The sequence below is a fragment of the Burkholderia sp. SIMBA_051 genome (assembly GCF_046534915.1).
Classification (GTDB): Bacteria; Pseudomonadota; Gammaproteobacteria; order Burkholderiales; family Burkholderiaceae; genus Burkholderia; species Burkholderia ambifaria.
Genome location: NZ_JAWRXS010000002.1, coordinates 619,804 through 640,730, shown reverse-complemented (window position 1 = coordinate 640,730; position 20,927 = coordinate 619,804). Strand labels below are relative to the sequence as shown.

The 20,927-nt window shown below is 66.4% G+C and carries 23 protein-coding genes and 1 tRNA gene; 6 read left to right on the top strand and 18 right to left on the bottom strand.

Translation table 11 applies throughout. The features are described 5' to 3' along the window. Positions 1-96: 96 nt before the first annotated feature. Entirely contained in the window at positions 97-741 is a 645-nt protein-coding gene (maiA, locus tag SB771_RS06935) for a maleylacetoacetate isomerase (protein WP_175662514.1), read from the top strand. Positions 742-837: 96 nt separating this feature from the next. Here the strand turns inward: maiA and ftsY are convergent, their stop codons facing one another. Then, entirely contained in the window at positions 838-1,992 is a 1,155-nt protein-coding gene (gene ftsY / locus SB771_RS06930; protein ID WP_175662515.1) for a signal recognition particle-docking protein FtsY, read from the bottom strand. A 201-nt stretch (positions 1,993-2,193) separates the two neighbouring features. Between ftsY and rsmD the strand changes: the two genes are divergently transcribed. The 3 genes from rsmD (at position 2,194) to SB771_RS06915 (ending at position 3,743) form a co-directional block, all read left to right on the top strand. Continuing rightward, positions 2,194-2,808, top strand: a complete 615-nt coding sequence (rsmD, locus tag SB771_RS06925) for a 16S rRNA (guanine(966)-N(2))-methyltransferase RsmD (protein ID WP_175662516.1) — start codon at positions 2,194-2,196, stop codon at positions 2,806-2,808. A 111-nt stretch (positions 2,809-2,919) separates the two neighbouring features. Continuing rightward, entirely contained in the window at positions 2,920-3,417 is a 498-nt protein-coding gene (gene coaD, locus SB771_RS06920; RefSeq protein WP_006398238.1) for a pantetheine-phosphate adenylyltransferase, read from the top strand. Positions 3,418-3,476: 59 nt separating this feature from the next. Next, on the top strand, positions 3,477-3,743 hold the full coding sequence (locus SB771_RS06915; protein WP_006760398.1) for a YfhL family 4Fe-4S dicluster ferredoxin: 267 nt from the start codon (positions 3,477-3,479) through the stop codon (positions 3,741-3,743). Between the two features lie 82 nt (positions 3,744-3,825). On the opposite strand, the gene hisC is transcribed toward SB771_RS06915, so the two are convergent. From hisC to SB771_RS06875, 8 genes are all read right to left on the bottom strand, one after another. Further along, complete coding sequence (hisC, locus tag SB771_RS06910) at positions 3,826-4,893, bottom strand: histidinol-phosphate transaminase (protein ID WP_175662517.1); 1,068 nt, start codon at positions 4,891-4,893, stop codon at positions 3,826-3,828. 125 nt (positions 4,894-5,018) lie between these two features. After that, on the bottom strand, positions 5,019-5,618 hold the full coding sequence (pth, locus tag SB771_RS06905; protein WP_410721770.1) for an aminoacyl-tRNA hydrolase: 600 nt from the start codon (positions 5,616-5,618) through the stop codon (positions 5,019-5,021). Positions 5,619-5,747: 129 nt separating this feature from the next. After that, positions 5,748-6,356 carry a 50S ribosomal protein L25/general stress protein Ctc gene (locus SB771_RS06900; protein ID WP_006753282.1) on the bottom strand — a complete coding sequence of 203 codons (609 nt, stop codon included), beginning with the start codon at positions 6,354-6,356 and terminating at the stop codon, positions 5,748-5,750. Positions 6,357-6,517: 161 nt separating this feature from the next. Further along, a complete protein-coding gene (locus tag SB771_RS06895) occupies positions 6,518-7,480 on the bottom strand; it encodes a ribose-phosphate pyrophosphokinase (protein WP_006753281.1) in 963 nt (320 codons plus the stop codon). Between the two features lie 44 nt (positions 7,481-7,524). Next, a tRNA-Gln gene (locus tag SB771_RS06890) sits at positions 7,525-7,601 on the bottom strand. Positions 7,602-7,654: 53 nt separating this feature from the next. Further along, complete coding sequence (gene ispE, locus SB771_RS06885; RefSeq protein ID WP_175662518.1) at positions 7,655-8,536, bottom strand: 4-(cytidine 5'-diphospho)-2-C-methyl-D-erythritol kinase; 882 nt, start codon at positions 8,534-8,536, stop codon at positions 7,655-7,657. A 27-nt stretch (positions 8,537-8,563) separates the two neighbouring features. After that, positions 8,564-9,184, bottom strand: a complete 621-nt coding sequence (lolB, locus tag SB771_RS06880; protein ID WP_011657972.1) for a lipoprotein insertase outer membrane protein LolB — start codon at positions 9,182-9,184, stop codon at positions 8,564-8,566. After that, on the bottom strand, positions 9,184-11,007 hold the full coding sequence (locus tag SB771_RS06875; protein WP_011657971.1) for a tetratricopeptide repeat protein: 1,824 nt from the start codon (positions 11,005-11,007) through the stop codon (positions 9,184-9,186). The genes lolB and SB771_RS06875 overlap by 1 nt, the downstream gene beginning before the upstream one ends. 86 nt (positions 11,008-11,093) lie before the next feature. Here SB771_RS06875 and mutM point away from each other — a divergent pair, with 86 nt between their 5' ends. Both mutM and mutY read left to right on the top strand, forming a co-directional pair. After that, a complete protein-coding gene (mutM, locus tag SB771_RS06870) occupies positions 11,094-11,921 on the top strand; it encodes a bifunctional DNA-formamidopyrimidine glycosylase/DNA-(apurinic or apyrimidinic site) lyase (protein WP_041491280.1) in 828 nt (275 codons plus the stop codon). A 35-nt stretch (positions 11,922-11,956) separates the two neighbouring features. Beyond that, positions 11,957-13,063, top strand: a complete 1,107-nt coding sequence (gene mutY, locus SB771_RS06865) for an A/G-specific adenine glycosylase (RefSeq protein ID WP_011657969.1) — start codon at positions 11,957-11,959, stop codon at positions 13,061-13,063. Positions 13,064-13,207: 144 nt separating this feature from the next. Here mutY and SB771_RS06860 read toward each other — a convergent pair whose 3' ends face one another. The 9 genes from SB771_RS06860 to lptC form a co-directional block, all read right to left on the bottom strand. Next, positions 13,208-13,843 carry an LON peptidase substrate-binding domain-containing protein gene (locus tag SB771_RS06860; protein ID WP_006752630.1) on the bottom strand — a complete coding sequence of 212 codons (636 nt, stop codon included), beginning with the start codon at positions 13,841-13,843 and terminating at the stop codon, positions 13,208-13,210. A 26-nt stretch (positions 13,844-13,869) separates the two neighbouring features. Beyond that, positions 13,870-14,778 carry an RNase adapter RapZ gene (rapZ, locus tag SB771_RS06855; protein WP_041489859.1) on the bottom strand — a complete coding sequence of 303 codons (909 nt, stop codon included), beginning with the start codon at positions 14,776-14,778 and terminating at the stop codon, positions 13,870-13,872. A 75-nt stretch (positions 14,779-14,853) separates the two neighbouring features. Then, positions 14,854-15,822 carry an HPr(Ser) kinase/phosphatase gene (hprK, locus tag SB771_RS06850; protein WP_011657967.1) on the bottom strand — a complete coding sequence of 323 codons (969 nt, stop codon included), beginning with the start codon at positions 15,820-15,822 and terminating at the stop codon, positions 14,854-14,856. Positions 15,823-15,951: 129 nt separating this feature from the next. After that, positions 15,952-16,464: a PTS sugar transporter subunit IIA gene (locus SB771_RS06845; protein WP_045554931.1), complete on the bottom strand. Its 513-nt coding sequence runs from the start codon at positions 16,462-16,464 to the stop codon at positions 15,952-15,954. 196 nt (positions 16,465-16,660) lie between these two features. Beyond that, complete coding sequence (gene hpf, locus SB771_RS06840) at positions 16,661-17,020, bottom strand: ribosome hibernation-promoting factor, HPF/YfiA family (RefSeq protein WP_006477786.1); 360 nt, start codon at positions 17,018-17,020, stop codon at positions 16,661-16,663. Between the two features lie 157 nt (positions 17,021-17,177). Further along, positions 17,178-18,683: an RNA polymerase factor sigma-54 gene (locus tag SB771_RS06835; protein ID WP_105832999.1), complete on the bottom strand. Its 1,506-nt coding sequence runs from the start codon at positions 18,681-18,683 to the stop codon at positions 17,178-17,180. Between the two features lie 170 nt (positions 18,684-18,853). Further along, the gene (lptB, locus tag SB771_RS06830; protein ID WP_011657964.1) at positions 18,854-19,630 is read right to left on the bottom strand and encodes an LPS export ABC transporter ATP-binding protein; all 777 of its coding nucleotides are present in this window, start codon (positions 19,628-19,630) and stop codon (positions 18,854-18,856) included. Next, positions 19,627-20,292 carry a lipopolysaccharide transport periplasmic protein LptA gene (gene lptA, locus SB771_RS06825; RefSeq protein WP_011657963.1) on the bottom strand — a complete coding sequence of 222 codons (666 nt, stop codon included), beginning with the start codon at positions 20,290-20,292 and terminating at the stop codon, positions 19,627-19,629. Before lptA ends, lptB begins: the two co-directional genes overlap by 4 nt. Before the next feature lie 20 nt (positions 20,293-20,312). After that, positions 20,313-20,927: an LPS export ABC transporter periplasmic protein LptC gene (lptC, locus tag SB771_RS06820; RefSeq protein ID WP_126228527.1), complete on the bottom strand. Its 615-nt coding sequence runs from the start codon at positions 20,925-20,927 to the stop codon at positions 20,313-20,315.

Below are 20,927 nucleotides of genomic sequence, written 5' to 3'. Positions count from 1 at the left end.
CGCGCGCGCCGGCACCGCGCGGCGCGCTAAACTCGGGTTCCCGGCGGTGCGCTGCGCATCCCGCCGCCGGCCGAATACGACTACGAGAGACATCCCATGAAGCTCTACAGCTATTTCCGCAGTTCCGCGTCGTACCGCGTGCGGATCGCCCTGAACCTGAAGCAGCTGCCGTACGAAACGGTGCCCGTGCACATGCTGCGCGACGGCGGCGAGCAACTGAAGGGCGCGTACCGCGCGGTGAATCCGGATGCCGTCGTGCCGACGCTGATCGACGGCGATGCCACGCTGCAGCAATCGCTCGCGATCATCGAATATCTCGAGGAAACGCATCCCGAACCCGCGCTGCTGCCGAAGCAGCCGGTCGACCGCGCGTATGTGCGGGCGATCGCGCTGCAGGTCGCGTGCGAGATCCATCCGCTGAACAACCTGCGCGTGCTGAAGTACCTGAAGCACACGCTGAAGGTGCCGGAGGAAGCGAAGAACGAATGGTACCGGCACTGGATCGAGGCGGGTTTCGCGTCGCTCGAGACGCGCCTCGCGAACGATCCGCGCACCGGCAAGCTTTGCTTCGGCGACACGCCGACGCTCGCCGATATCTGCATCGTGCCGCAGGTGTTCAACGCGAACCGTTTCTCGATCGACACGACGCGCTTCCCGACGATCCAGCGGGTGGCCGATTATGCGTCGACGCTCGACGCGTTCAAGGCCGCCGAGCCCGGCGTGCAGCCCGACGCCGAGTGAGCGCCGAGTGACACCGAGCGATGCCCCGGCTGGCGCTTTCCGGCGCGCATGAAAAAGGGCGCCCGAAGGCGCCCCGTGCGATGCGGCCGGCAGTGTTCAATCGAATAGCGCGTCCGCGAATTCCACGGCGTTGAATGGCTGCAGGTCCTCGACCTTCTCGCCGACGCCGATGAAGTAGACGGGCACCGGGCGCTGCCGCGCGATCGCGGCGAGAATCCCGCCCTTGGCGGTGCCGTCGAGCTTCGTGACGATCAGGCCCGTGAGGCCGAGCGCATCGTCGAAGGCCTTCACCTGCGTGAGCGCGTTCTGGCCGGTGTTCGCGTCGATCACGAGCAGCACCTCGTGCGGCGCGCCGTCGTGCGCCTTCGAGATCACGCGCTTCACCTTCTTCAACTCTTCCATCAGGTGCAGCTGCGTCGGCAGGCGGCCGGCCGTGTCGGCCATCATCACGTCGATCTTGCGCGCGCGCGCGGCGCTGACCGCGTCGAAGATCACCGCGGCCGGGTCGCCGCTTTCCTGCTGGACGACCGTCACGTTGTTGCGTTCGCCCCAGACCGCCAGCTGTTCGCGCGCGGCCGCGCGGAACGTGTCGCCCGCGGCCAGCAGCACCGACTGGTCGAAGCTCTGCAGATGCTTCGCGAGCTTGCCGATGCTGGTGGTCTTGCCCGCGCCGTTCACGCCCGTGATCATCATCACGAGCGGCTGCGCGCGGCCGAGCATCAGCGATTTCTCGAGCGGCTTCAGCAGTTCGACGAGCAGGTCGTGCAGCGCGCTCTTCACCTGCTGCGGATCGGTCAGCCGGCCCGTTTTCACTTTCTCGCGAAGCGCACCGAGCAGATACTCGGTCGCATCGACGCCGGCGTCGGACATCAGCAGCGCGGCTTCGAGTTCTTCGTACAGATCCTCGTCGATCTTCGTGTTGACGAACACGCCGGTGATGCTCGAACCCGTCTTCGCGAGCCCCGTTTTCAGGCGGGTAAGCCACGATTTCTTCGCGGAGGCGTCCTGCGTCGGCGGCGGCACGATCTCGACCGCTTCGACGACGTCGTCGCTGCCGTCGTTGGTCGGCGTGACCGTCATCACGACGGCCGGCGCGGCAGGTTGCGCGGGGGCTGGCGGGGCTTCGATCGGCTGACGGGCATCGGCGGCGGGCGCGTCGGACGGCTCGTCCGGTTGCAGCGCGTCGGCCGATTGCGATTCCGTGGAGTCGGACTCCTGCGTTTTCTTGAATCGTTTGAAGAAGCTGAACATGGTCTGACGTCGGGAAGAGGGCGGGGCGCCGCGGGCTGGCGCGCGGCAGGGGCTGTCGGGCGTGCGCACGGCGGCCGAAACCGTGCATTTTATCAGTGCGGCGAGGCACTCGCGTCAGCCGGTGCCGCCGCTGTGGTAACGTGCGCCTGTTTGGCGGTGCGCCCCCGTGCGCACCCGGTCCCTCCGTCGTCGATATTCCGTATGTCCCGTTCCTCTTCCGGCCGCCCGGCGGCCCCCGCCAGCCGCGGCAAGCCGCACACGATCCGCATCATCGGCGGTGACTGGAAACGCACGCCGCTCGCCGTGCTCGATCTCGACGGCCTGCGGCCGACGCCCGATCGCGTGCGCGAGACGCTGTTCAACTGGCTCGGCCAGGATCTCGACGGCCGGCGCTGCCTCGACCTGTTCGCGGGCACCGGCGCGCTCGGGTTCGAGGCCGCGTCGCGCGGCGCGGCGAGCGTCGTGATGGTCGAGCGCCATCCGCGCGCGGCGCAGCAGCTGCGCGCGATCAAGGACAAGCTTGGCGCGCGTTCGGTTGAGGTTGCGGAAGCCGACGCGCTGCGGCTCGCGGCCGGGCTGACCCCGGGCGCGTTCGACGTCGTGTTCCTCGATCCGCCGTTCGGCGAGCCGGCCGTGCTCGAGCGCGTGATCGCGCTGGCGGCGCCGCTCGTCGCGCCGGACGGCCTGCTCTACGTCGAGACGGGGGCGGAGCTCGACCCGGCCGCGCACGAAGCGCTGGCCGGCTGGCAGGTGGTCAAGCACGGCAAGGCCGGTGCGGTTCACTACCATTTGCTGCAGCGCGAAAATGATGAATAATGCGCGTTCCATACGAGGCGGCGCGCCGGAGAGGCGACGCGTGCCCATCTCGGCAGTGGCGTGCGCATCGCACGGCTGCCACCCCGTTTGCGTGATGACAGGAGGAGCGACATGGTAGTCGCCGTGTATCCCGGTACGTTCGATCCGCTGACGCGCGGGCACGAAGACCTCGTGCGGCGTGCGTCGAGCATTTTTGATACGCTGGTGGTCGGTGTGGCCGACAGCCGCGCGAAGAAGCCGTTCTTCTCGCTGGAAGAACGTCTGAAGATTGCGAACGAGGTGCTCGGCCATTATCCGAACGTGAAGGTGATGGGGTTCAAGGGCCTGTTGAAGGACTTTGTCCGCACCAACAACGCGCGCGTGATCGTGCGCGGCCTGCGTGCCGTGTCCGATTTCGAGTATGAGTTCCAGATGGCGGGGATGAACCGCTATCTGCTGCCCGACGTCGAGACGATGTTCATGACGCCGTCCGATCAATACCAGTTCATCTCGGGGACGATCGTGCGCGAAATCGCGCAGTTGGGCGGCGATGTCAGCAAATTCGTGTTCCCGTCCGTCGAGAAGTGGTTGACCGAGAAAGTCGCCGCGATGGGAGGCCCGGCCGCATGATGCGGCGCCGGCCGGTTTCATTGCGAAGCCGGCCGCTGGCCTGAAGAAGTGAGATCAGTATGTCCTTGATGATTACCGACGAGTGCATCAATTGCGACGTGTGCGAGCCCGAGTGCCCGAACGGCGCGATTTCGATGGGCCCGGATATCTACGTGATCGACCCGAACAAGTGCACCGAGTGCGTCGGCCATTTCGACGAACCGCAGTGCCAGCAGGTGTGTCCGGTCGAATGCATTCCGCGCGATCCGCAGCATGACGAATCGCACGCGCAGTTGATGGAGAAGTATCACGCGTTGACCGCCGCGAAGGGCGACGACGCGCAGTGACTCCGTCGTGACGCGTGCGTCACGACGTCACGATTTCCTCGACCGGCGCCGCTCGGCGCCGGTTTCGCTTCCCGCTTGTGCTTCAGCCGATCAGCTCGCGCAGCGCCGCGACGAGCGCATCGCATTCCGCGTCGGTGCCGACCGTGATGCGCAAGTGCTGATCGATGCGCGGCGCGCGGAAGTGCCGCACGAAAATTTCCCGATCCTTCAGCCTTGCCGCGATCGCGCCCGCATCGTGCGCAGGGTGGCGCGCGAACACGAAATTCGCGGCCGACGGCACGACGTCGAAGCCCAGCGCCTCGAGCGCGTGCGTGAGGCGCGCACGCGTGTCGATCACACGCCGGCAGGTCGCGTTGAAATAGTCGGTGTCTTCGTATGCGGCCCGGGCGGCGGCCTGCGCGAGCCGGTCGAGCGGATAGGAGTTGAAGCTGTCCTTCACGCGATTGAGCGCGTCGATCAGCGCCGCATCGCCGAACGCGAAACCGACGCGCATGCCCGCGAGCGAGCGCGCCTTCGACGTCGTGTGCACGACGAGCAGGTTCGGATAGCGGTCGATCAGCGTGATCGCGGATTGCGCGCCGAAATCGACATACGCTTCGTCGATCAGCACGACCGACGACGGGTTCGCGGCCGCGATGCGTTCGATGTCCGCGAGCGGCAGCGCGCGCCCGGTCGGCGCGTTCGGGTTCGGAAACAGCACGCCGCCCGCGTCGTCGAGGTAATCCTCGACACGGATCGAGAAGTCGTCCGCGAGCGGCACGATCGTGGTCTCGACGCCGTACAGGCGCGCGTAGGTCGGATAGAAGCTGTACGAGATGTCGGGAAAGCGCAGCGGCCGCTCATGTTTGAGCAGTGCCTGGAATGCATGCGCGAGCACTTCGTCGGAGCCGTTGCCGACGAAAACCTGTTCGGGCTTGATGCGGTGATGGGCCGCGACCGTCTCGCGCAGTGCGCGCGCGAGCGGGTCGGGATAGCGGCGCAGCGTGTCGCCGGTGTCGCCGAGTTCGCGTGCGATCGCCGCGACGACGCGCGGCGAAGGCGGATAGGGATTCTCGTTGGTGTTCAGCTTGACGGGGTGTGCGAGTGCGGGCTGTTCGCCCGGCACGTAAGGCACGAGTTGCTGAACGACGTCGCTCCAGTAACGGCTCACCGCTTGGCTCCTGACGGGCAAAAACGACCAGATTACCGCATGTGGGCCGCGCGGTGCGCAATGGCACGGGGCCGAAATGCCGCCCGGCGCCGCCGGACGGCACGTTGCACCATGCCGGTGCGGCTTCAGTTGCGATGCAGCTGCATCGTCGCGCGGTCGAGCTCACCCTTGACGACCATCGGCATCACGGCGAGCGCGCGCTCGATCGATGCGTCGATCACGTCCTGCTCCTCGCGGCGCGGCGGCTTCAGCACGAAGTTCGCGACGTCGGGCTTCGCGCCGGCACGCGCGCCTTCCGGGATCAGGTCGCGCGGATGGCCGATGCCGATGCGCAGCCGCCAGTACTGCTGCGACGACAGGTGCGCGGAGATGTCCTTCAGGCCGTTGTGGCCGCCGCTGCCGCCGCCGAGCTTCAGCTTCACGGTGCCGGGCGGCAGATCGAGCTCGTCGTGTGCGACGAGAATCTGGTCGGGCAGGATCTTGAAGAAACTCGCGAGCGCGACGACCGACTGGCCGGAGCGGTTCATGTAGGTTTGCGGCTCGAGCAGGTGGACTTCCTCGCCGTGCAGGCGCGCTTTCGCGTAGAAGCCGTGGAAGCGGCGCTCGTCGCGCAGCGTCGCGCCGGCTTCGCGGGCGACCTGGTCGACCAGCCAGAAGCCGGCGTTGTGGCGCGTCGCGGTGTATTCCGCCCCGGGATTGCCGAGGCCGACGATCAGTTTGATCATGACGTTTCGTAGGCGGCAGCGCCGCCTGGGCGCAGAAAAAGAAAAACCCGCCGGGCGAGCCGCGGCGGGTTGCGTCGACCGTTTCGTGAAACGGATCGAACGGGCGCGAGGGCAGCGCGTGGGCAGCCCTTAGGCAGCCGGCGTTTCGCCTTCGCCTGCTGCGTCCGACACGGCGCCAGCCGGGATCGTCGCCGATGCGACAACCGGGTTTTCCGCGTCGATGTGCGCGACCAGCGCCACGCCCTTCGGCAGAGCGATGTCCTTCGCGTGCAGCGACTGACCTGCTTCGATCTTCGACAGGTCGACTTCGAGGAATTCCGGCAGTGCCGACGGCAGGCACTCGATTTCGATTTCCGTCGCGACGTGCGAGACGACTGCGCTCGACAGCTTCACTGCCGGGCTGACTTCAGCGTTCAGGAAGTGCAGCGGCACCTTCGTGTGCAGCTTCTTCTTCGCGTCGACGCGCTGGAAGTCAACGTGCAGCACGAGTTGCTTGAACGGGTGGTATTGCACGTCGCGCAGCAGAACCTGTTGCGACTGGCCGGCCACTTCGAGATCGAGGATCGACGAGTGGAAGGCTTCCTTCTTCAGTGCGTGCCACAGCGCGTTGTGATCGAGTTCGATCTTTTGCGGGGCTGCTTCGCCACCGTAGACGATACCCGTGGTCTTACCAGCGTTGCGCAGGCGGCGGCTCGCACCCGTACCTTGCTCTTGGCGCTCGAAAGCGACGACTTTCATGTGATTCTCCATTAGCTGCCCGCGACCAGGCAGTAAAACGGGGCCTGCGAAATGGCGGCCCCTGATGAAACGGGCGGGGTTTCGTCTATCCCGTCCGATTGTGCAAAAAGCGAAGCGTTGCCGCTTCGCTTTCCGCGCATGCTTTTTTTGTCGTTACGCGATCAGGATTCCGCGAACAGCGACATCACCGAGTCGCCGCGACGGATTCGCGAGAACGTTTCGGCCAGCAGGCTCGCGCTCGTCAGCGAGCGGATCTTCGAGCAGGCCAGCGATTCGGCCGACAGCGGGATCGTATCGGTGACGACCAGCTCGTCGAGTTCCGATGCGGCGATACGCTCGGCGGCGCCACCCGACAGAACCGGGTGCGTCGCGTAAGCGAACACCTGCTTCGCACCGCGATTCTTCAGGACTTGCGCGGCCTTGCAGAGCGTGCCGGCGGTGTCGACCATGTCGTCCATGATCACGCAGGTGCGGCCTTCGACTTCACCGATGATGTTCATCACTTCGGCGACGTTCGCCTTCGGACGACGCTTGTCGATGATCGCGAGATCGCAGTTGAGCTGCTTCGCGAGTGCCCGGGCGCGGACCACGCCGCCGACGTCCGGCGACACGACGAGCAGATCCGCGTAGTTCTGCTTGCGCAGGTCACCCAGCAGGATCGGCGTTGCGTAGATGTTGTCGACCGGGATGTCGAAGAAGCCTTGAATCTGGTCGGCGTGCAGATCCATCGTGATGATCCGCTCGACGCCGGCGATTTCCAGCATGTTCGCGATGACCTTCGCCGAGATCGCGACACGCGCCGAGCGCGGGCGACGGTCCTGGCGGGCATAGCCGAAGTAGGGGATGGCAGCGGTGATCCGGCCGGCGGACGCACGCTTGAGCGCGTCGACCATGATCATCAGTTCCATCAGGTTGTCGTTCGTCGGCGCGCACGTGGATTGCAGGACGAAGACGTCCTTGCCGCGCACGTTTTCCTGGATCTCGACTTGAATCTCGCCGTCGGAGAAACGGCTGACCATTGCTTTGCCGAGGGGGATTCCAAGGATATTGACGACTTCCTGTGCGAGCGCGGGATTCGCGTTGCCAGTAAAGACCATCAGGCCATCAAGGCTGTGGCTGCTCATCGTGCACCTGCTTCAGGCTTGGGCGGGAAATGCGGGAAAATTTTTGGCAGGGGAGGAAGGACTCGAACCCTCGCATGCCGGAATCAAAATCCGGTGCCTTGACCAACTTGGCGACTCCCCTACACTTAACTGATAACTTCACCGGCGTTGTAGGCCATCCGGCAAAGCAAAACTTCATGACGCGAAAGCGAAGAGCGGATGCTCGTTCAGGCTCTCGGCAACTGCACCGTTCCAACCGGTGGGCAGCTGGGCTTTCGCCGCTTCTGCCTCGTGCTTGCTTTGAAACGCTGCAAACACGCTTGCTCCGGAGCCGGTCATCCTCGCGGGGGTCACATTATACAACCATTTGACCACCTGCGCAACTTCCGCGTACTTACTTGTCACAACTTGCTGCATATCGTTCCGGCCGAAACTGTCTGGCCATCCCGCATCGCTGTTTTGCTGTGCAAGAAAGTCAGCAATTGTGACTGGCTTCGTATTTCTTGTCAACAACTCATCTGAAAAAATTTCAGCGGTGGGGACATGAACTCGCGGCGTCACAACCAGGAACCAGCGAGTCGGCAATTCTACCTCAGCTAATTCTTCTCCGATACCCTCTGCGAACGCATTTTTTCCAAAAACAAAAAACGGGACGTCGGCGCCGAGTTTCACCGCGAGCGATTGCAGTTCGGCGCGCGACAGGTCGAGCTGCCACAGGCGGTTCAGCGCGAGCAGCGTCGTCGCCGCGTCGGAGCTGCCGCCGCCGAGGCCCGCGCCCATCGGCAGACACTTGTCGATCTCGATGTCGACGCCGGCCGCGGTGCCCGTATGCGCTTTCAGCAGGTTGGCCGCGCGCACGACGAGATCGCTTTCCTCGGGCACGCCCGGCACGTCGGTGATGCGTGCGACGCGACCGTCGTCGCGCAGCGTGAAGTGCAGCGTGTCGCCCCAGTTCAGCAACTGGAACACGCTTTGCAGATCGTGATAGCCGTTCGGGCGACGGCCGGTGATGTGCAGGAACAGGTTGAGTTTCGCGGGCGCAAGGCAGTTGCGCAGCGAGCGGGTCGAATCGGTCATGCGTATGTCGGGGCTAGGTTCACGTGCTTACTGGTCGAGCACGAGCTTGATGTCGAGCGGCGGCGTCGCGCGCACGAGGTTCACGCGTTTGACGCCGGTGGCCGGTGCGTCCGCGTAGGCGAGGTAGTCGATCGTCCAGCCGTCCTGGCGAATCTGCTTCACGTGCGTCGTGTCGGCCGGGTCGCGCACCGTCTGCGCGGGCGTCGCGGGCGCGGGCGTCGGCAGCAGCCAGTAGCGCAGGCCGGCCAGCGGCAGCGAGAAGCCGAGCGTGTTCTGCATCAGCTCGCCGACGTCGGTCGCGTATTGCGGCTGGCGGTTCGGCAGTTCGAGCGTTGCGGTCTGCGGCGTCGATTTCACGATTGCGAGTGTCTGGCCGAGCGGGCTGCGCAATTCGAGCGACACGTCGTCGCCGTGCTCCAGCCAGTCGAAGTTGCCGTACACGTTTTGCTGCCTGCCGAGACGGTCGTTGTACTGCACCGCGAAGCGGCCATGGTATGCGTGCGTCGCGGCCGTCTGCAACGGGGCGCCGGCCGGCGCGTTCGCCGACGGCGGCGTGCTTGCGCAGCCGGCGAGCGCGAGCGCCGCGCCGGCCGCGGCCAGCGTGCGCAGCGCGCGGGAAGACAGGGAAAGCATCGGGAACATCCGCATCAGAGGCCGTTGATCTGCAGGCGCTTCAGCGTCTGCACGAGCGTGTCGTTGTCGGGCTCGAGCTTCTGCGCCGCGCGCCATGCGATGCGCGCGTCGTCCTGCGCGCCGCTTTTCCACAGCACTTCGCCGAGGTGCGCGCCGATCTCGGCGTTCGGCTGCAACTCGAACGCGCGCTGCAGCACCTTGGCCGCGCCGGTCGTGTCGCCCATCCGGTACTTCACCCAGCCGAGGCTGTCCATGATGTACGCGTCGTTCGGCGCGAGCGACAGGGCCTTGTCGATCAGCTTGCTGGCCTCCGGCAGGCGCTGATTGCGATCGGCCAGCGAATAGCCGAGCGCGTTGTACGCCTGCGGGTTGTCGGGCTGCGTGCGGATCAGCTCGCGCAGCTGCTTTTCCATCGTCGCGTAGTGGCCGGTCTTTTCGGCCGCCATCGCGTAGTCGTAGCGCAGGTCGGGATCGTCCGGGAAGTCCTGGACCGCCTGGCCGAGCCTTGCCTCGGCTTCCGGATAGCGCTTCGCGGTGAACAGGATCGACGCGTCGGTGCGCGCGACCACGGCCGCATCGCGCGGATCGCTGATCGGCAGATCGTCGAGCACCTTGCGGGCCGCGTCGGTCTTGCCTTGTTTCTGCAGCAGCTGCGCGCGCGTGATCTGCGCCGGCAGGTAGTGCTGGCTCGTCTGGTCGACCTTGTCGAGCCATTGCGACGCCTGCGCGTCGTTGCCCTGCTCGATCGAAATCTGCGCGAGGTAGATGTAGCCCTGGCCGACGTCGAGGTTCGACTGCTTGTCGCCGAGCTGCACGTACTGTTTCAGGTACGCGCTCGCGTCGTCGAGCTTCTTCTGCTGGATCCTGATCAGCGCGAGCGCCATCAGTGGCGTCGGGTCCTTCGAGTCGAGCTTGCGCATCGTCTCGAACTGCTTCTGCGCGTCGTCGAGGCGGTCGTCGGCGAGATAGAGCTGCGACAGCGCGAGCCGCCCGTCGCGCGACTTCGGATTCTGCTGAACATATTTCTCGAACGACGCGATGCCGGCCGCGCGCTCCGCGGGGCCCATCTGCGACAGCATCAGCGCCGCAGGCAGGTAGTCGGGACGGATCTGCAGCGCCTGCTTCAGCGAGCGCGCCGCGCCTTCCTTGTCGTCGACCGCCAGTTGCTGCCGCGCGATCGCGAGCTGCGCCTCGGGGCGGTTCATGTCGTTCTTCAGCATGTCCTTCAGCACCGCGAGGCCGCCGACGCGGTCGGAGCCGCGCACCAGCAGCGCCTGCAGCGCGAGGATCGCGGGGCCGCGCGTTTCGCCGGTCGCGCGGGCCAGCTCGCGCGCGAGCATCGGCTGCGCGTCGGCCGGCTTGCCGGCGAGCACCAGCAGCGCGGCGTCGACTTGCGATGCGCGGTTCGAATCGGGCGCGTACTGGCGCCACAGATTGGCCGCGGAGAGCGCATCCGCCGGGCTTTGCGCGCCGAGTGCGATCTCGGTCGCACGCTGCGCCATGCGCGGATCGCGCGTGTCGCGGGCGAGGGCGAGGTAGGTCTGGTAGGCCGGCGCCGGCTGGTTGCGCTGGAGCGCGACTTCGGCGGCCAGCACCTGGTAGACGATCTGGCTCGTCAGCGGGACGCCGGGGAGATTCTTCTGCTCGTCCGCCATCACGTGCTCGAACGCGCCCTGCGGCTGCGCGTCGTCCGATGCCGGATCCTGCGCGTGAGCCGGGAAGGCGGTGAGGGTCCAGGCGGCGAACAGCGCGGCGCCGAGCGCACGGCGGACCGGGAAGACGCGCGCGCCGTGCTCGGCGGCGGGGCGCTTCAGAAGCAGCTTCGAGGGCAGAGTCATGGAAATCCGTTCGATGTTTCAACCGATTGTAACGCGCTCGCTACAATACACGCACGATCGTGAATGCCGTTTCAGACCCGCAAAACATGCCAGAGTTGCCAGAAGTCGAAGTCACGCGCCGGGGCATCGAGCCCTTTGTCGCGGGCCGCCGCGTCGAGCGTGTCGACGTCCGTACCGCGATGCTGCGCTGGCCCGTGCCGGCGGGGCTCGCGGAGCAATTGCGCGCGCGCGAGGTGCTCGCCGTCGAGCGTCGCGGCAAGTACCTGCTGTTCGAGGTCGACGCGGGCTGGTTCATCGTGCATCTCGGCATGACGGGCACGCTGCGCGTGCTGCCCGCGGCCGGCGTGCCGGTCGCCGCGAAACACGACCACATCGACTGGATCTTCGACGAGTTCGTGCTGCGCTTTCGCGATCCGCGTCGCTTCGGCGCCGTGTTGTGGCACCCGCGCGAAGCGGGCGACGTGCATGCGCATCCGCTGCTCGCGAGCCTCGGCGTCGAGCCGTTCTCGCCGGCATTCACCGGCGCGCTGCTGCACGCGCGCACGCGCGGGCGCACGGTGTCGGTCAAGCAGGCGCTGCTCGCGGGCGACATGGTGGTCGGCGTCGGCAACATCTATGCGTCGGAGAGCCTGTTTCGCGCCGGTATCCGGCCGACGACCGCCGCCGGCAAGGTCTCGCTGCCGCGCTACGAGCGACTGGCCGACGCGGTGCGCGCGACGCTCGCCGACGCGATCGAGCGCGGCGGCAGCACGTTGCGCGATTTTGTCGGCAGCAACGGCGAAAGCGGCTATTTCCAGCTCGACTGCTTCGTCTACGACCGTGCGGGGCTGCCTTGCCGCGTATGCGGGACGCCGATCCGCCAGATCGTGCAGGGCCAGCGCTCGACCTATTTCTGCCCGACCTGCCAGCGTTGAGCCCCGTTGAAACCTTTTTCCGAAAATTCGAACACTTGAAGCCGCCCCGCATTGCTCCCGCTCCGTTCCCCGTCACGCCGCTGCATCGCACGTTCGCCACGCGCCTGATCGCATGGCAGCGCACACACGGCCGCCACGACCTGCCGTGGCAGAACACCCGCGATCCGTACCGGATCTGGCTGTCGGAAATCATGCTGCAGCAGACGCAGGTATCGACCGTCATCCCGTACTACCTGCGCTTTCTCGAACGCTTTCCCGACGTCGCCGCGCTCGCGGCCGCGCCGGCCGACGACGTGATGGCGTTGTGGGCCGGCCTCGGCTACTACTCGCGCGCACGCAACCTGCACCGCTGCGCGCAGGTCGTCGTCGCCGAGCATGGCGGTGTATTCCCGCCAACGCCCGACGCGCTCGCCGAACTGCCGGGCATCGGCCGCTCGACGGCCGCGGCGATCGCGTCGTTCGCGTACGGTGCGCGCGCGACGATCCTCGACGGCAACGTGAAGCGCGTGCTCGCGCGGGTGTTCGGCGTCGAAGGCTTTCCGGGCGAGAAGCGTGTCGAGAACGACATGTGGGCGTTGGCCGAATCGTTGCTGCCCGATGCCGCGAACGAGGCAGACGTGAGCGCCTATACGCAAGGGCTGATGGATCTCGGCGCGACGCTGTGCGTGCGCGGCAAGCCGGATTGCGCGCGCTGTCCGTTCGCGGGCGACTGCGTCGCGCAATCGACGGGCCGGCAGCGCGAACTGCCGGCCGCGCGGCCGAAGAAGGCCGTGCCGACGCGCAAGACCTGGATGCTCGTGCTGCGCGACGGCGACGCCGTGCTGCTCGAGCGGCGTCCGCCCGCCGGCATCTGGGGCGGCCTGTGGTGCCTGCCGCAGGCGGACGGCGATGCCGCGCTCGCGGCACTCGCACGCGGCTTCGGCGGCGGCGGCCCGGTGCCGCTCGCACCGTTTACGCACACGTTCACGCATTTCCGGCTCGAGATCGAGCCGCGGCTGAGCGACATGACGAACGGCGGGCTGCCGGCTGCGCACGCGCAGGATGCCGAGACGGCGTGGGTGCCGCTGAGCGGGCTCGCTGCTTACGGCGTGCCGGCGCCGGTGCGCAAGCTGCTCGATGCGCTGAGCGGGCCGCTGCTGTAACGAAAGGGGAAGGGGGCGCGCTCGGGCAGGCGCCCGGTCACCGCAGGGCATCCATCCGTTCGGCGACGGGCGGCAGCGGCACCGCTGCAACGCTCAGACGCTCAGACGCTCAGACGCTCAGACGCGACCGGGTGGCCGCGATACCTACAGCCATCCGTGCCGGTCGAGCACGTGGTGCACGGCATCGATCCGCGCGCCGACATCCGGAAACTCCATCAGCTTCTGCCGCGCGCGCAGGTCGAGCGGCAGCAGTTCCGCGAGGCGGTTCGACACCCAGCTCGGATCGTCGAGGCGGAACGGTTCGGCGAACGGCAGTTTGCCCGGTTCGGATTTCTTCAGCGCTTCGATGATGCGCTCGAGCACCTCGGCGCACGAGCCGAACTGCGCGAGCGCCTGCTCGCCTTCGAGCGGGATGTCGTCGGGCAGCGGCTCGGCGATCCCGACCAGCAGCCCGTTGCCTTCGACGCGATACGACAGCAGCTCGAAACGCTGCGTGCCGATCGCCTCCAGGTACAGCATCCCGAATTCGCCGGTATCGCACTCGGTGATGCGCGCCATGCAGCCGATGGTCTCGGGCACCGACACGGCGCCGTCCTGCGCGACTTCGGGGCCGCTTTTCAGCAGGCACACGCCGAACGGTGCGTCGTCGCGCAGGCATGCGCGGGACATGTCGAGATAGCGCGCCTCGAACACCTTGAGCGGCAGCCAGCCACCGGGAAACAGCACCGTGTGCAGCGGAAACAGCGGCAGGTCGATCAGGGTGGTCGATAGGGTGGACATGGCGCGCCGGGAAGAGGGCGGTGTCGCTAAGGTCGGTCGACCTCGGTGACGAGCCGCGACGACGCGTCGACATCCACTGGCGCGTCACGATGCCGCACGATCACGTTCGCATCGTGCGCGAGGCGCGCGGCGAGCGTTTCCGCGATGAATACCGAGCGATGCTGACCGCCCGTGCAGCCGATGGCGACGGTCAGGTAGCTGCGGTTGTCTTCGCGAAAGTGCGGCAGCCATTTCATCAGGAACGCATGGATGTCGTCGATCATCTGGTGGACGATCGGCAGTGCGTCGAGAAAGGCGATGACCGGCTGGTCCAGCCCGGTGAGCGGGCGCAGCTCATGGTCGTAGTACGGATTCGGCAGCGCGCGCACGTCGAACATCAGGTCGGCATCGAGCGGCACGCCGCGCTTGAAGCCGAATGACTCGAACATCACCATCAGGTCGTTGTTCTTCTGCTCGATGAAGCGCTTGACCCATGTGCGCAGCACGTTCGCGCGCAGGGTGCTCGTATCGATCTGATGACCGAATTCGGCGAGCGGCGCGACCAGGTCGCGCTCGCGCTCGATCGCTTCCTCGAGCGACGACAGCAGCCCGATGTTCGCGTCGTGCGACGGCGAACCGGACAGCGGGTGGCGTCGGCGCGTTTCGGAGAAGCGCTGGATCAGCGCCTGCGTGCTCGCGTTGAGGAACAGCACGCGGACATCGTGCTCGAGCGACAGCGAGCGGATCAGGCCGGGCAATTCGTCGAGCGACGCGCTCGAGCGCGCATCGATTGCGACCGCGAGCCGATGCTGGCCGCCGTCGGCCAGGTAGCGGGCGAGTTCGGGGAGCACGTGCGGCGGCAGGTTGTCGACGCAGTAGTAGCCTGCGTCTTCAAGCGCATTCAGTGCGACGGACTTGCCTGAGCCGGAGATGCCGGTGATGAGGACGATACGCATGGGAAGCTGAGAATCCTGACGTTTCATCATAGCACCGGCTCGACGCGTCGGCGCTGCGAGGCCGGCGCGCGGTGGTTACACGAGCTTGCCGGGGAACTGACTGTCGGGATCCTGCATCGCGAGTCGTTGCCGATCCATGAAATCGCGCAACGTGTCGATGCCGCGCAGCTGCAGGATCGTGTTCCGCACGGCGGCCTCGACCAGGACCGCGAGGTTGCGGCCGGCCGCCACCTGGATCGTGACCTTGCTGATCGGCAAGCCGAGCACGTCGACCGTCTGGCTTTCCAGCGGCAGCCGCTGGAATTCGCCGTCCGGGCGGCGCACGAGCTGGACGATCAGCTTCAGCTTCATTTTCCGGCGCACGGCGGTTTCACCGAAGATCGTCTTGATGTCGAGCAGGCCGAGGCCGCGCACTTCGAGCAGGTTCTGCAGCAGCGGCGGGCAGCGGCCTTCGACGAAATCGGGGCCAAGTCGGACGAAGTCGACGGCGTCGTCGGCGACGAGGCCGTGGCCGCGGCTGATGAGTTCGAGGCCGAGTTCGCTCTTGCCGAGCCCGGAGTCGCCGGTGAGCAGCACGCCCATCCCGAGGATGTCGAGGAACACGCCGTGCAGCGTCGCGCGCGGCGCGAGGATGCGCGACATGTAGAGCCGCAGGCTGTCGATCACCGCGGCGGCCGACATCGGTGTCGTGAACAGCGGCGTGGACGAGCGCGTACAGCGCAGCACGAGTTCGGGCGGCGCGGCGGCGCCGCCGGCGACGACGAGAAACGGCGGTTCGAGCGCGATCAGCTCGGCCATGTGCCGCGAGCGGTCTTCGTCGGTCTGCCGCTGGTAGTAGTCGATTTCGGCTTCGCCGAGCACCTGGATCCGGTTCGGGTGGATCAGGTTCAAGTGGCCGACGAGGTCGGCGCTCGACGTCGCGTTGGCGACGGTGTCGGACGAAAAACCGCGCTCCCAGCCTTCATGCCCCGTGAGCCAGCTCAGTTTCAGCGTGGCCGCGTTGTCGTCGAAGATGCTCTGGGCGTTGATGCTGGACGTATCCATGACTTTCGTCACTCCAATGAGCCGGTGCATGTGCGCGGCGACGGGCGTCGCCATGCCGGACCGGCGCCGGGCGGCCCTGGACGGCGGCGCGTGCCGCCTCGTTCGGGAAAATATTCCGCCCGGATCAACTCAAGGTTGCCACTGAGTGAGCACGCGATGCAACTCGGCGAGATCTGTTTCGTTGTGCAGACGCTCGCGCGCGTCGCGATCGGATAGCAGTTGCGCGATCTCCGACAGGATCTCGAGGTGCTGTTGGGTAGCTTGCTCGGGGACGAGCAGGAAAATCAGGAGACCGACCGGCTGGCCGTCGGGCGCTTCGAACGGGATCGCGTCGGCGAGCCGCACGAACGCGGCGAGCGGGTGCTTGAGCCCCTTGATGCGCCCGTGCGGAATCGCGACGCCTTCGCCGAGCCCGGTCGAGCCGAGGCGCTCGCGCGCGAACAGGTTGTCCGTGACGGTGCTGCGGGCGACGCCGTTCTGATTCTCGAACATCAGCCCGGCTTGTTCGAAGACGCGTTTCTTGCTGGTGACGGAGAGGTCGATGACGACGTTCTCTATGGGCAGGATTTTGGCTAGGCGATTCATGTTGGCAGGCGATAGGGCGGCCTGGGGTCTCCTTGCGGCGGCAGACTGATTTTCCATGTTCGGCGATATCAAGGCGTTTGGCATCGGCAACCTGCAACGCAGCTACCGCATTCAACGCCCCCCGGCGATAACCGGGACATTATAGAGCACAGCCGCGTGCGTGGCGTGGCATGGACGGACCGGTCGCACCACTGCCGCTCGGACTCAAAAAAAACGCCCGGCGAACCGGGCGGCGTGGGTGTTGCGGTGAACGTTATTGCGGCGGCAGTTCGATCTGGTCGATCGACGGCTGCAGCTTGATCGGGTCGTGCGCATGGGTCTGCAGACGCTCCATGTGCTTGACGACCTGGCGGTCCAGCTTGTCGATCAGCAGATCGATCGCAGCGTAGAGGTTGCCGTTTGCGCTTTCGACGAAGATGTCCTTGCCCTTCAGGTGCAGATTGATTTCCGCGCGCTGCTGCTTGTCCTTTTCCTTGTGGTTGTCGACCGAGAGGATCACAGTGCCATCGATCACCTGATCGCTATGGCGTAGCACCCTATCCAGCTTGGTGATCACGTATTCGCGAATTGCAGGCGTGACTTCGAGATGATGTCCACTGATCTTCAGGTTCATAGTGCTTCTCCAAGCGAGTGACCACCCGGCCGCATCGAGGCGGCGCTCCGGTCGACTTGCCCTTGCCGCACGTGGCGGCAAATTCGCGGACAGGTCGCCCGGCTGTCCCCCGTGTGCGCGGTGGCCGGAAGACGCCTGCCGCCGGGCAGGCAGCAGGCTAAAGAGACTTGCGCAGATTCACTGCCGGGATTTTGAGGGCTTCGCGATACTTGGCAACCGTGCGGCGCGCAACCACGAAACCCTGTTCTGCCAGCAGCTCGGCAATGCGGCTGTCCGAAAGTGGCGATTTTGGGTCTTCAGCTCCTATCAGTTGCTTGATCAGGGCTCGGATGGCGGTCGACGATGCGGCGCCTCCGGTGTCGGTCGAAACGTGTGACCCGAAGAAGTACTTGAATTCCAGCGTACCGAACGGGGTCAGCATGTACTTGCCTGTTGTCACACGGCTGACAGTCGACTCGTGTAGGCCCAGCGTATCAGCTATTTCCCGCAAAACCAAGGGGCGCATGGCGATTTCACCATGTGCGAAGAAATTCTTTTGACGTTCGACAATGGCCTGCGCGACACGCAGGATCGTGTCGAATCGCTGCTGGATGTTCTTGATCAGCCAGCGTGCTTCCTGGAGCTGCTGCTTGAGCGACCCGGCCGACGGATCGCCGCGGCTGTTGCGCAGGATGTTCGCGTACAGGTTGTTGATCCGCAGCCGCGGCATCACTTCCGGATTGAGTTCCGCGAGCCAGCCCTGGCCGGCCTTCTTCACGATGATGTCGGGCACGACGTAGTCGGCCTCGGCCTTGCCGTACGCGGCGCCGGGGAACGGCTCCAGCGAGCGGATCAGCGCGTGCGCGTCGCGCAGCGCGTCGTCGCTCGCCTTCAGGTGCTTGCGCAGCCGCGTGAAGTCGCGCGCGGCGAGCAACTCGAGGTGCTGCGACACGATCTCCAGCGCGAGCGTGCGGGTGGGGGACGGATCGAGGCGCAGCAACTGCAGCTTCAGGCACTCGGAGGCGGAGCGGGCCCCGACCCCGGCCGGGTCGAAGCTGTGCAGCAGCGCGAGCGCCGCATTCAGTTCGTCGCCGTCGACTTCCAGTTCCGGCGGCAGGTCGGAGAGCACTTCGTCGAGCGATGCGGTCAGGTAGCCGTCGTCGTCGAGCGATTCGATCAGGAACATCACGAGCGCGCGATCGCGCGGGCTGGCCTGCGTGACGCGCAATTGCGCGGACAGGTGGTCGCGCAGCGACGTCGCGGCTTCCTGCACCTGCAGCGGCGGGAGGTCGTCATCGTCCGATGCGCCGCTCGAGCGGCCGTACTCGTCCAGATTCCACTGCGGGCCGTCGCCGGCGTCACCCGACCCGTAGCCGTCGTATTCGTCGGCGCCGGCCGGCTCGTCGCGCTCGGCGCGCTCGCTCGACGGGCTGCTGCCGTTCGCGGGGCCCGGCTCGATGTTCTGTCCGGAAGGCCCCTGCGCGATCAGCGATCCGTCCGACGCGACACGCAGCGGACTCGTGATCCATTCGTCTTCGTTTTCGAGCAACGGATTTTGCGCGACGGCCATCGCGACTTCCTGCTGCAGTTCGAGCGTCGACAGTTGCAGGAGCCGGATCGACTGCTGCAGTTGCGGGGTCAGCGCCAGGTGTTGCGACAGGCGGAGTTGAAGGCTGGCTTTCATGGCAGAGAGGGAGTCATACCGGCAGTTTGCCACGACCGACCCGCATTGAGCCATCGGCGATTACGCGCGGCGCGGCGCCCGGCCGCGCAGAGGGCCGCCGCGCGGGGCACACGGGCGCAGCCCCGCGCGGCGATGCCGGGCGGGGTGCAGCCAGCCACAAAAAGGGGAGGTTACATGCGGAAGTGTTCGCCGAGGTACACGCGGCGCACGCTTTCGTTTTCGATGATTTCGCTGGGCGCGCCGGCGGCGAGCACCGAACCGTCGCTGATGATGTACGCGTGGTCGCAGATGCCGAGCGTTTCGCGGACGTTGTGATCGGTAATCAACACGCCGATGTTGCGCTGCTTCAGGAACTTGACGATCTTCTGGATCTCGAGCACCGCGATCGGGTCGACGCCGGCGAACGGTTCGTCGAGCAGGATGAAGTTCGGGCTGGTCGCAAGCGCACGTGCGATCTCGACGCGACGGCGCTCGCCGCCCGACAGCGACAGCGCCGGGTTCTCGCGCAGGTGGCCGATCTGCAGCTCGTCGAGCAACTCCTCGGTGCGCGCGGCGATCGCGTCCTTCGACAGGCGCTTGCCATCGTCGCCGTGCTGCAGCTCGAGCACCGCGCGGATGTTTTCCTCGACGGTCAGCTTGCGGAACACCGACGCTTCCTGCGGCAGATACGACAGGCCGAGCGATGCACGCTTGTGGATCGGCAGCAGGCTGATCGAGCTGCCGTTCAGCGAGATCTCGCCCGCGTCGAGCGGCACGAGGCCGACGATCATGTAGAACGACGTCGTCTTGCCGGCGCCGTTCGGGCCGAGCAGGCCGACGACTTCGCCGCTCTTCACGTCGAGCGACACGTCCTTGACGACCGTGCGCGAGCCGTAGCGTTTCTTCAGGTTGCGCACGACGAGCGAACTCGTCGCGCCGGCCGGCTGGCGATTCGGTAGCGCGCTCATTGTCCCGGCGCTCCCTGGATCGTGGTCGACGGCGACAGCTTCGCCGGCGCGCCGTTCAGCTGGCCGGGGCCGCCGCTCTTCGGCGACAGCATCGCGCGCACGCGGCCGTTCGGATTGCCCGGCGCCGCGACGTCCTTGCCGCCCTTCGCGGTGTAGAAGTCGCGCTGGCCGTCGTACGTGATCACGCTGCCGTGCACGGTGTCGGCGATCGTCGACGTGCCCTGCAGGCGGCGCACGGTCGCGGCGGTCGTCAGGGTCGTCAGATCCTGCTTGCCGTCGTAGTCGATGCGCTCGGCGTCGCCGTCGATGTACTCGTCGAGACCTTCGCGCTTCTGGCGGAACGTCGCGTGCTTCTTGCCGCTGCCGAACGACGTCGCGTACTGATAGCCTTCCGGATCCTGGCGCACTTCGACGCGATCGCCCTTGATGATGATCGTGCCCTTCGTGATCACGACGTTGCCGGTCGCGACCGTCACCTGCTTCAGGTCGTCGTAGGTGAGGTTGTCCGCCTCGACGTTGATCGGCTTGTTCTGGTCAGCCTTCTCGGCATGGGCGAGCGGCGCCAGCCCGATGAGCGGGAGCGCCACGAGCGTCGCGGCGAGCGCGGCGCGGACGGCGCGCGCAGCGCCGCCGGAATTCTGTCGAGGGAACGGTTCGTTCATGCAGTCACGTGAGGGATGCGTCACCTGGATTGACCTTTCGAGCCGCCGGACGTGTCCGCCGCGGCGATCGTGCCGCGCACGTTGCCGTAAAGCTCGATGACCCGGGTGACGTTGTTGTACTTCATGCCGTCGGTCGCGTTGACGAGCGACAGGCCGCGCTGAAGTTTAACCGGCTTTTCGGTCTGGATCACATCGTCATTGACCAAGATCCGGAAATGCTGGGAATCGGCCTGCATCTGCGGATCGCCGCCGCCGGCCACGCGCAGGATGCGCGCGTCGTCGTACAAGTCGACGATCGACACGTCGCCGTTGACGGTGCCGCGCTTCGCGGTGGTCGTGACGACCGGCTTGCCGGGCTGGAACGCGCGCATGGCCGGAGCGGTCAGGTCGCTGTTGTCGGTGTCTTCATAGTGGATCAGCTTCGCGGCCGTCAACCGGTACTGGGTCGTGCCCGACTGGTCGAGCTCGGTGACCGAGAAGTTGTCCGCGAAATAGTCGGGCGTATGGCGCTTCGGCTGCGCGGCGCCTTCGCCGGGCGGCGGCAGCGTCGCCTGCAGCAGCCACCACGTGATGCCCGCGAGCGCGGCGACCGCGATCAGCGGCAGCAACTGGGTCCAGCGGAAATGCGTGTTCAT

Excerpts from the sequence above, each read along its gene's own strand:
- coaD (WP_006398238.1), top strand. The coding sequence starts at position 2,920 with ATGGTAGTCGCCGTGTATCCCGGTACGTTCGATCCGCTGACGCGCGGG.
- rsmD (WP_175662516.1), top strand. The coding sequence starts at position 2,194 with ATGTCCCGTTCCTCTTCCGGCCGCCCGGCGGCCCCCGCCAGCCGCGGC.
- rapZ (WP_041489859.1), bottom strand. The coding sequence starts at position 14,778 with ATGCGTATCGTCCTCATCACCGGCATCTCCGGCTCAGGCAAGTCCGTC.
- SB771_RS06895 (WP_006753281.1), bottom strand. The coding sequence starts at position 7,480 with ATGAGCAGCCACAGCCTTGATGGCCTGATGGTCTTTACTGGCAACGCG.
- lolB (WP_011657972.1), bottom strand. The coding sequence starts at position 9,184 with ATGCGGATGTTCCCGATGCTTTCCCTGTCTTCCCGCGCGCTGCGCACG.
- SB771_RS06845 (WP_045554931.1), bottom strand. The coding sequence starts at position 16,464 with ATGGAAAATCAGTCTGCCGCCGCAAGGAGACCCCAGGCCGCCCTATCG.
- hprK (WP_011657967.1), bottom strand. The coding sequence starts at position 15,822 with ATGGATACGTCCAGCATCAACGCCCAGAGCATCTTCGACGACAACGCG.
- lptB (WP_011657964.1), bottom strand. The coding sequence starts at position 19,630 with ATGAGCGCGCTACCGAATCGCCAGCCGGCCGGCGCGACGAGTTCGCTC.
- pth (WP_410721770.1), bottom strand. The coding sequence starts at position 5,618 with ATGATCAAACTGATCGTCGGCCTCGGCAATCCCGGGGCGGAATACACC.
- SB771_RS06875 (WP_011657971.1), bottom strand. The coding sequence starts at position 11,007 with ATGACTCTGCCCTCGAAGCTGCTTCTGAAGCGCCCCGCCGCCGAGCAC.
- maiA (WP_175662514.1), top strand. The coding sequence starts at position 97 with ATGAAGCTCTACAGCTATTTCCGCAGTTCCGCGTCGTACCGCGTGCGG.
- lptA (WP_011657963.1), bottom strand. The coding sequence starts at position 20,292 with ATGAACGAACCGTTCCCTCGACAGAATTCCGGCGGCGCTGCGCGCGCC.
- ftsY (WP_175662515.1), bottom strand. The coding sequence starts at position 1,992 with ATGTTCAGCTTCTTCAAACGATTCAAGAAAACGCAGGAGTCCGACTCC.
- hpf (WP_006477786.1), bottom strand. The coding sequence starts at position 17,020 with ATGAACCTGAAGATCAGTGGACATCATCTCGAAGTCACGCCTGCAATT.
- SB771_RS06835 (WP_105832999.1), bottom strand. The coding sequence starts at position 18,683 with ATGAAAGCCAGCCTTCAACTCCGCCTGTCGCAACACCTGGCGCTGACC.
- lptC (WP_126228527.1), bottom strand. The coding sequence starts at position 20,927 with ATGAACACGCATTTCCGCTGGACCCAGTTGCTGCCGCTGATCGCGGTC.
- ispE (WP_175662518.1), bottom strand. The coding sequence starts at position 8,536 with ATGACCGATTCGACCCGCTCGCTGCGCAACTGCCTTGCGCCCGCGAAA.
- SB771_RS06860 (WP_006752630.1), bottom strand. The coding sequence starts at position 13,843 with ATGTCCACCCTATCGACCACCCTGATCGACCTGCCGCTGTTTCCGCTG.
- mutM (WP_041491280.1), top strand. The coding sequence starts at position 11,094 with ATGCCAGAGTTGCCAGAAGTCGAAGTCACGCGCCGGGGCATCGAGCCC.
- SB771_RS06900 (WP_006753282.1), bottom strand. The coding sequence starts at position 6,356 with ATGAAAGTCGTCGCTTTCGAGCGCCAAGAGCAAGGTACGGGTGCGAGC.
- SB771_RS06915 (WP_006760398.1), top strand. The coding sequence starts at position 3,477 with ATGTCCTTGATGATTACCGACGAGTGCATCAATTGCGACGTGTGCGAG.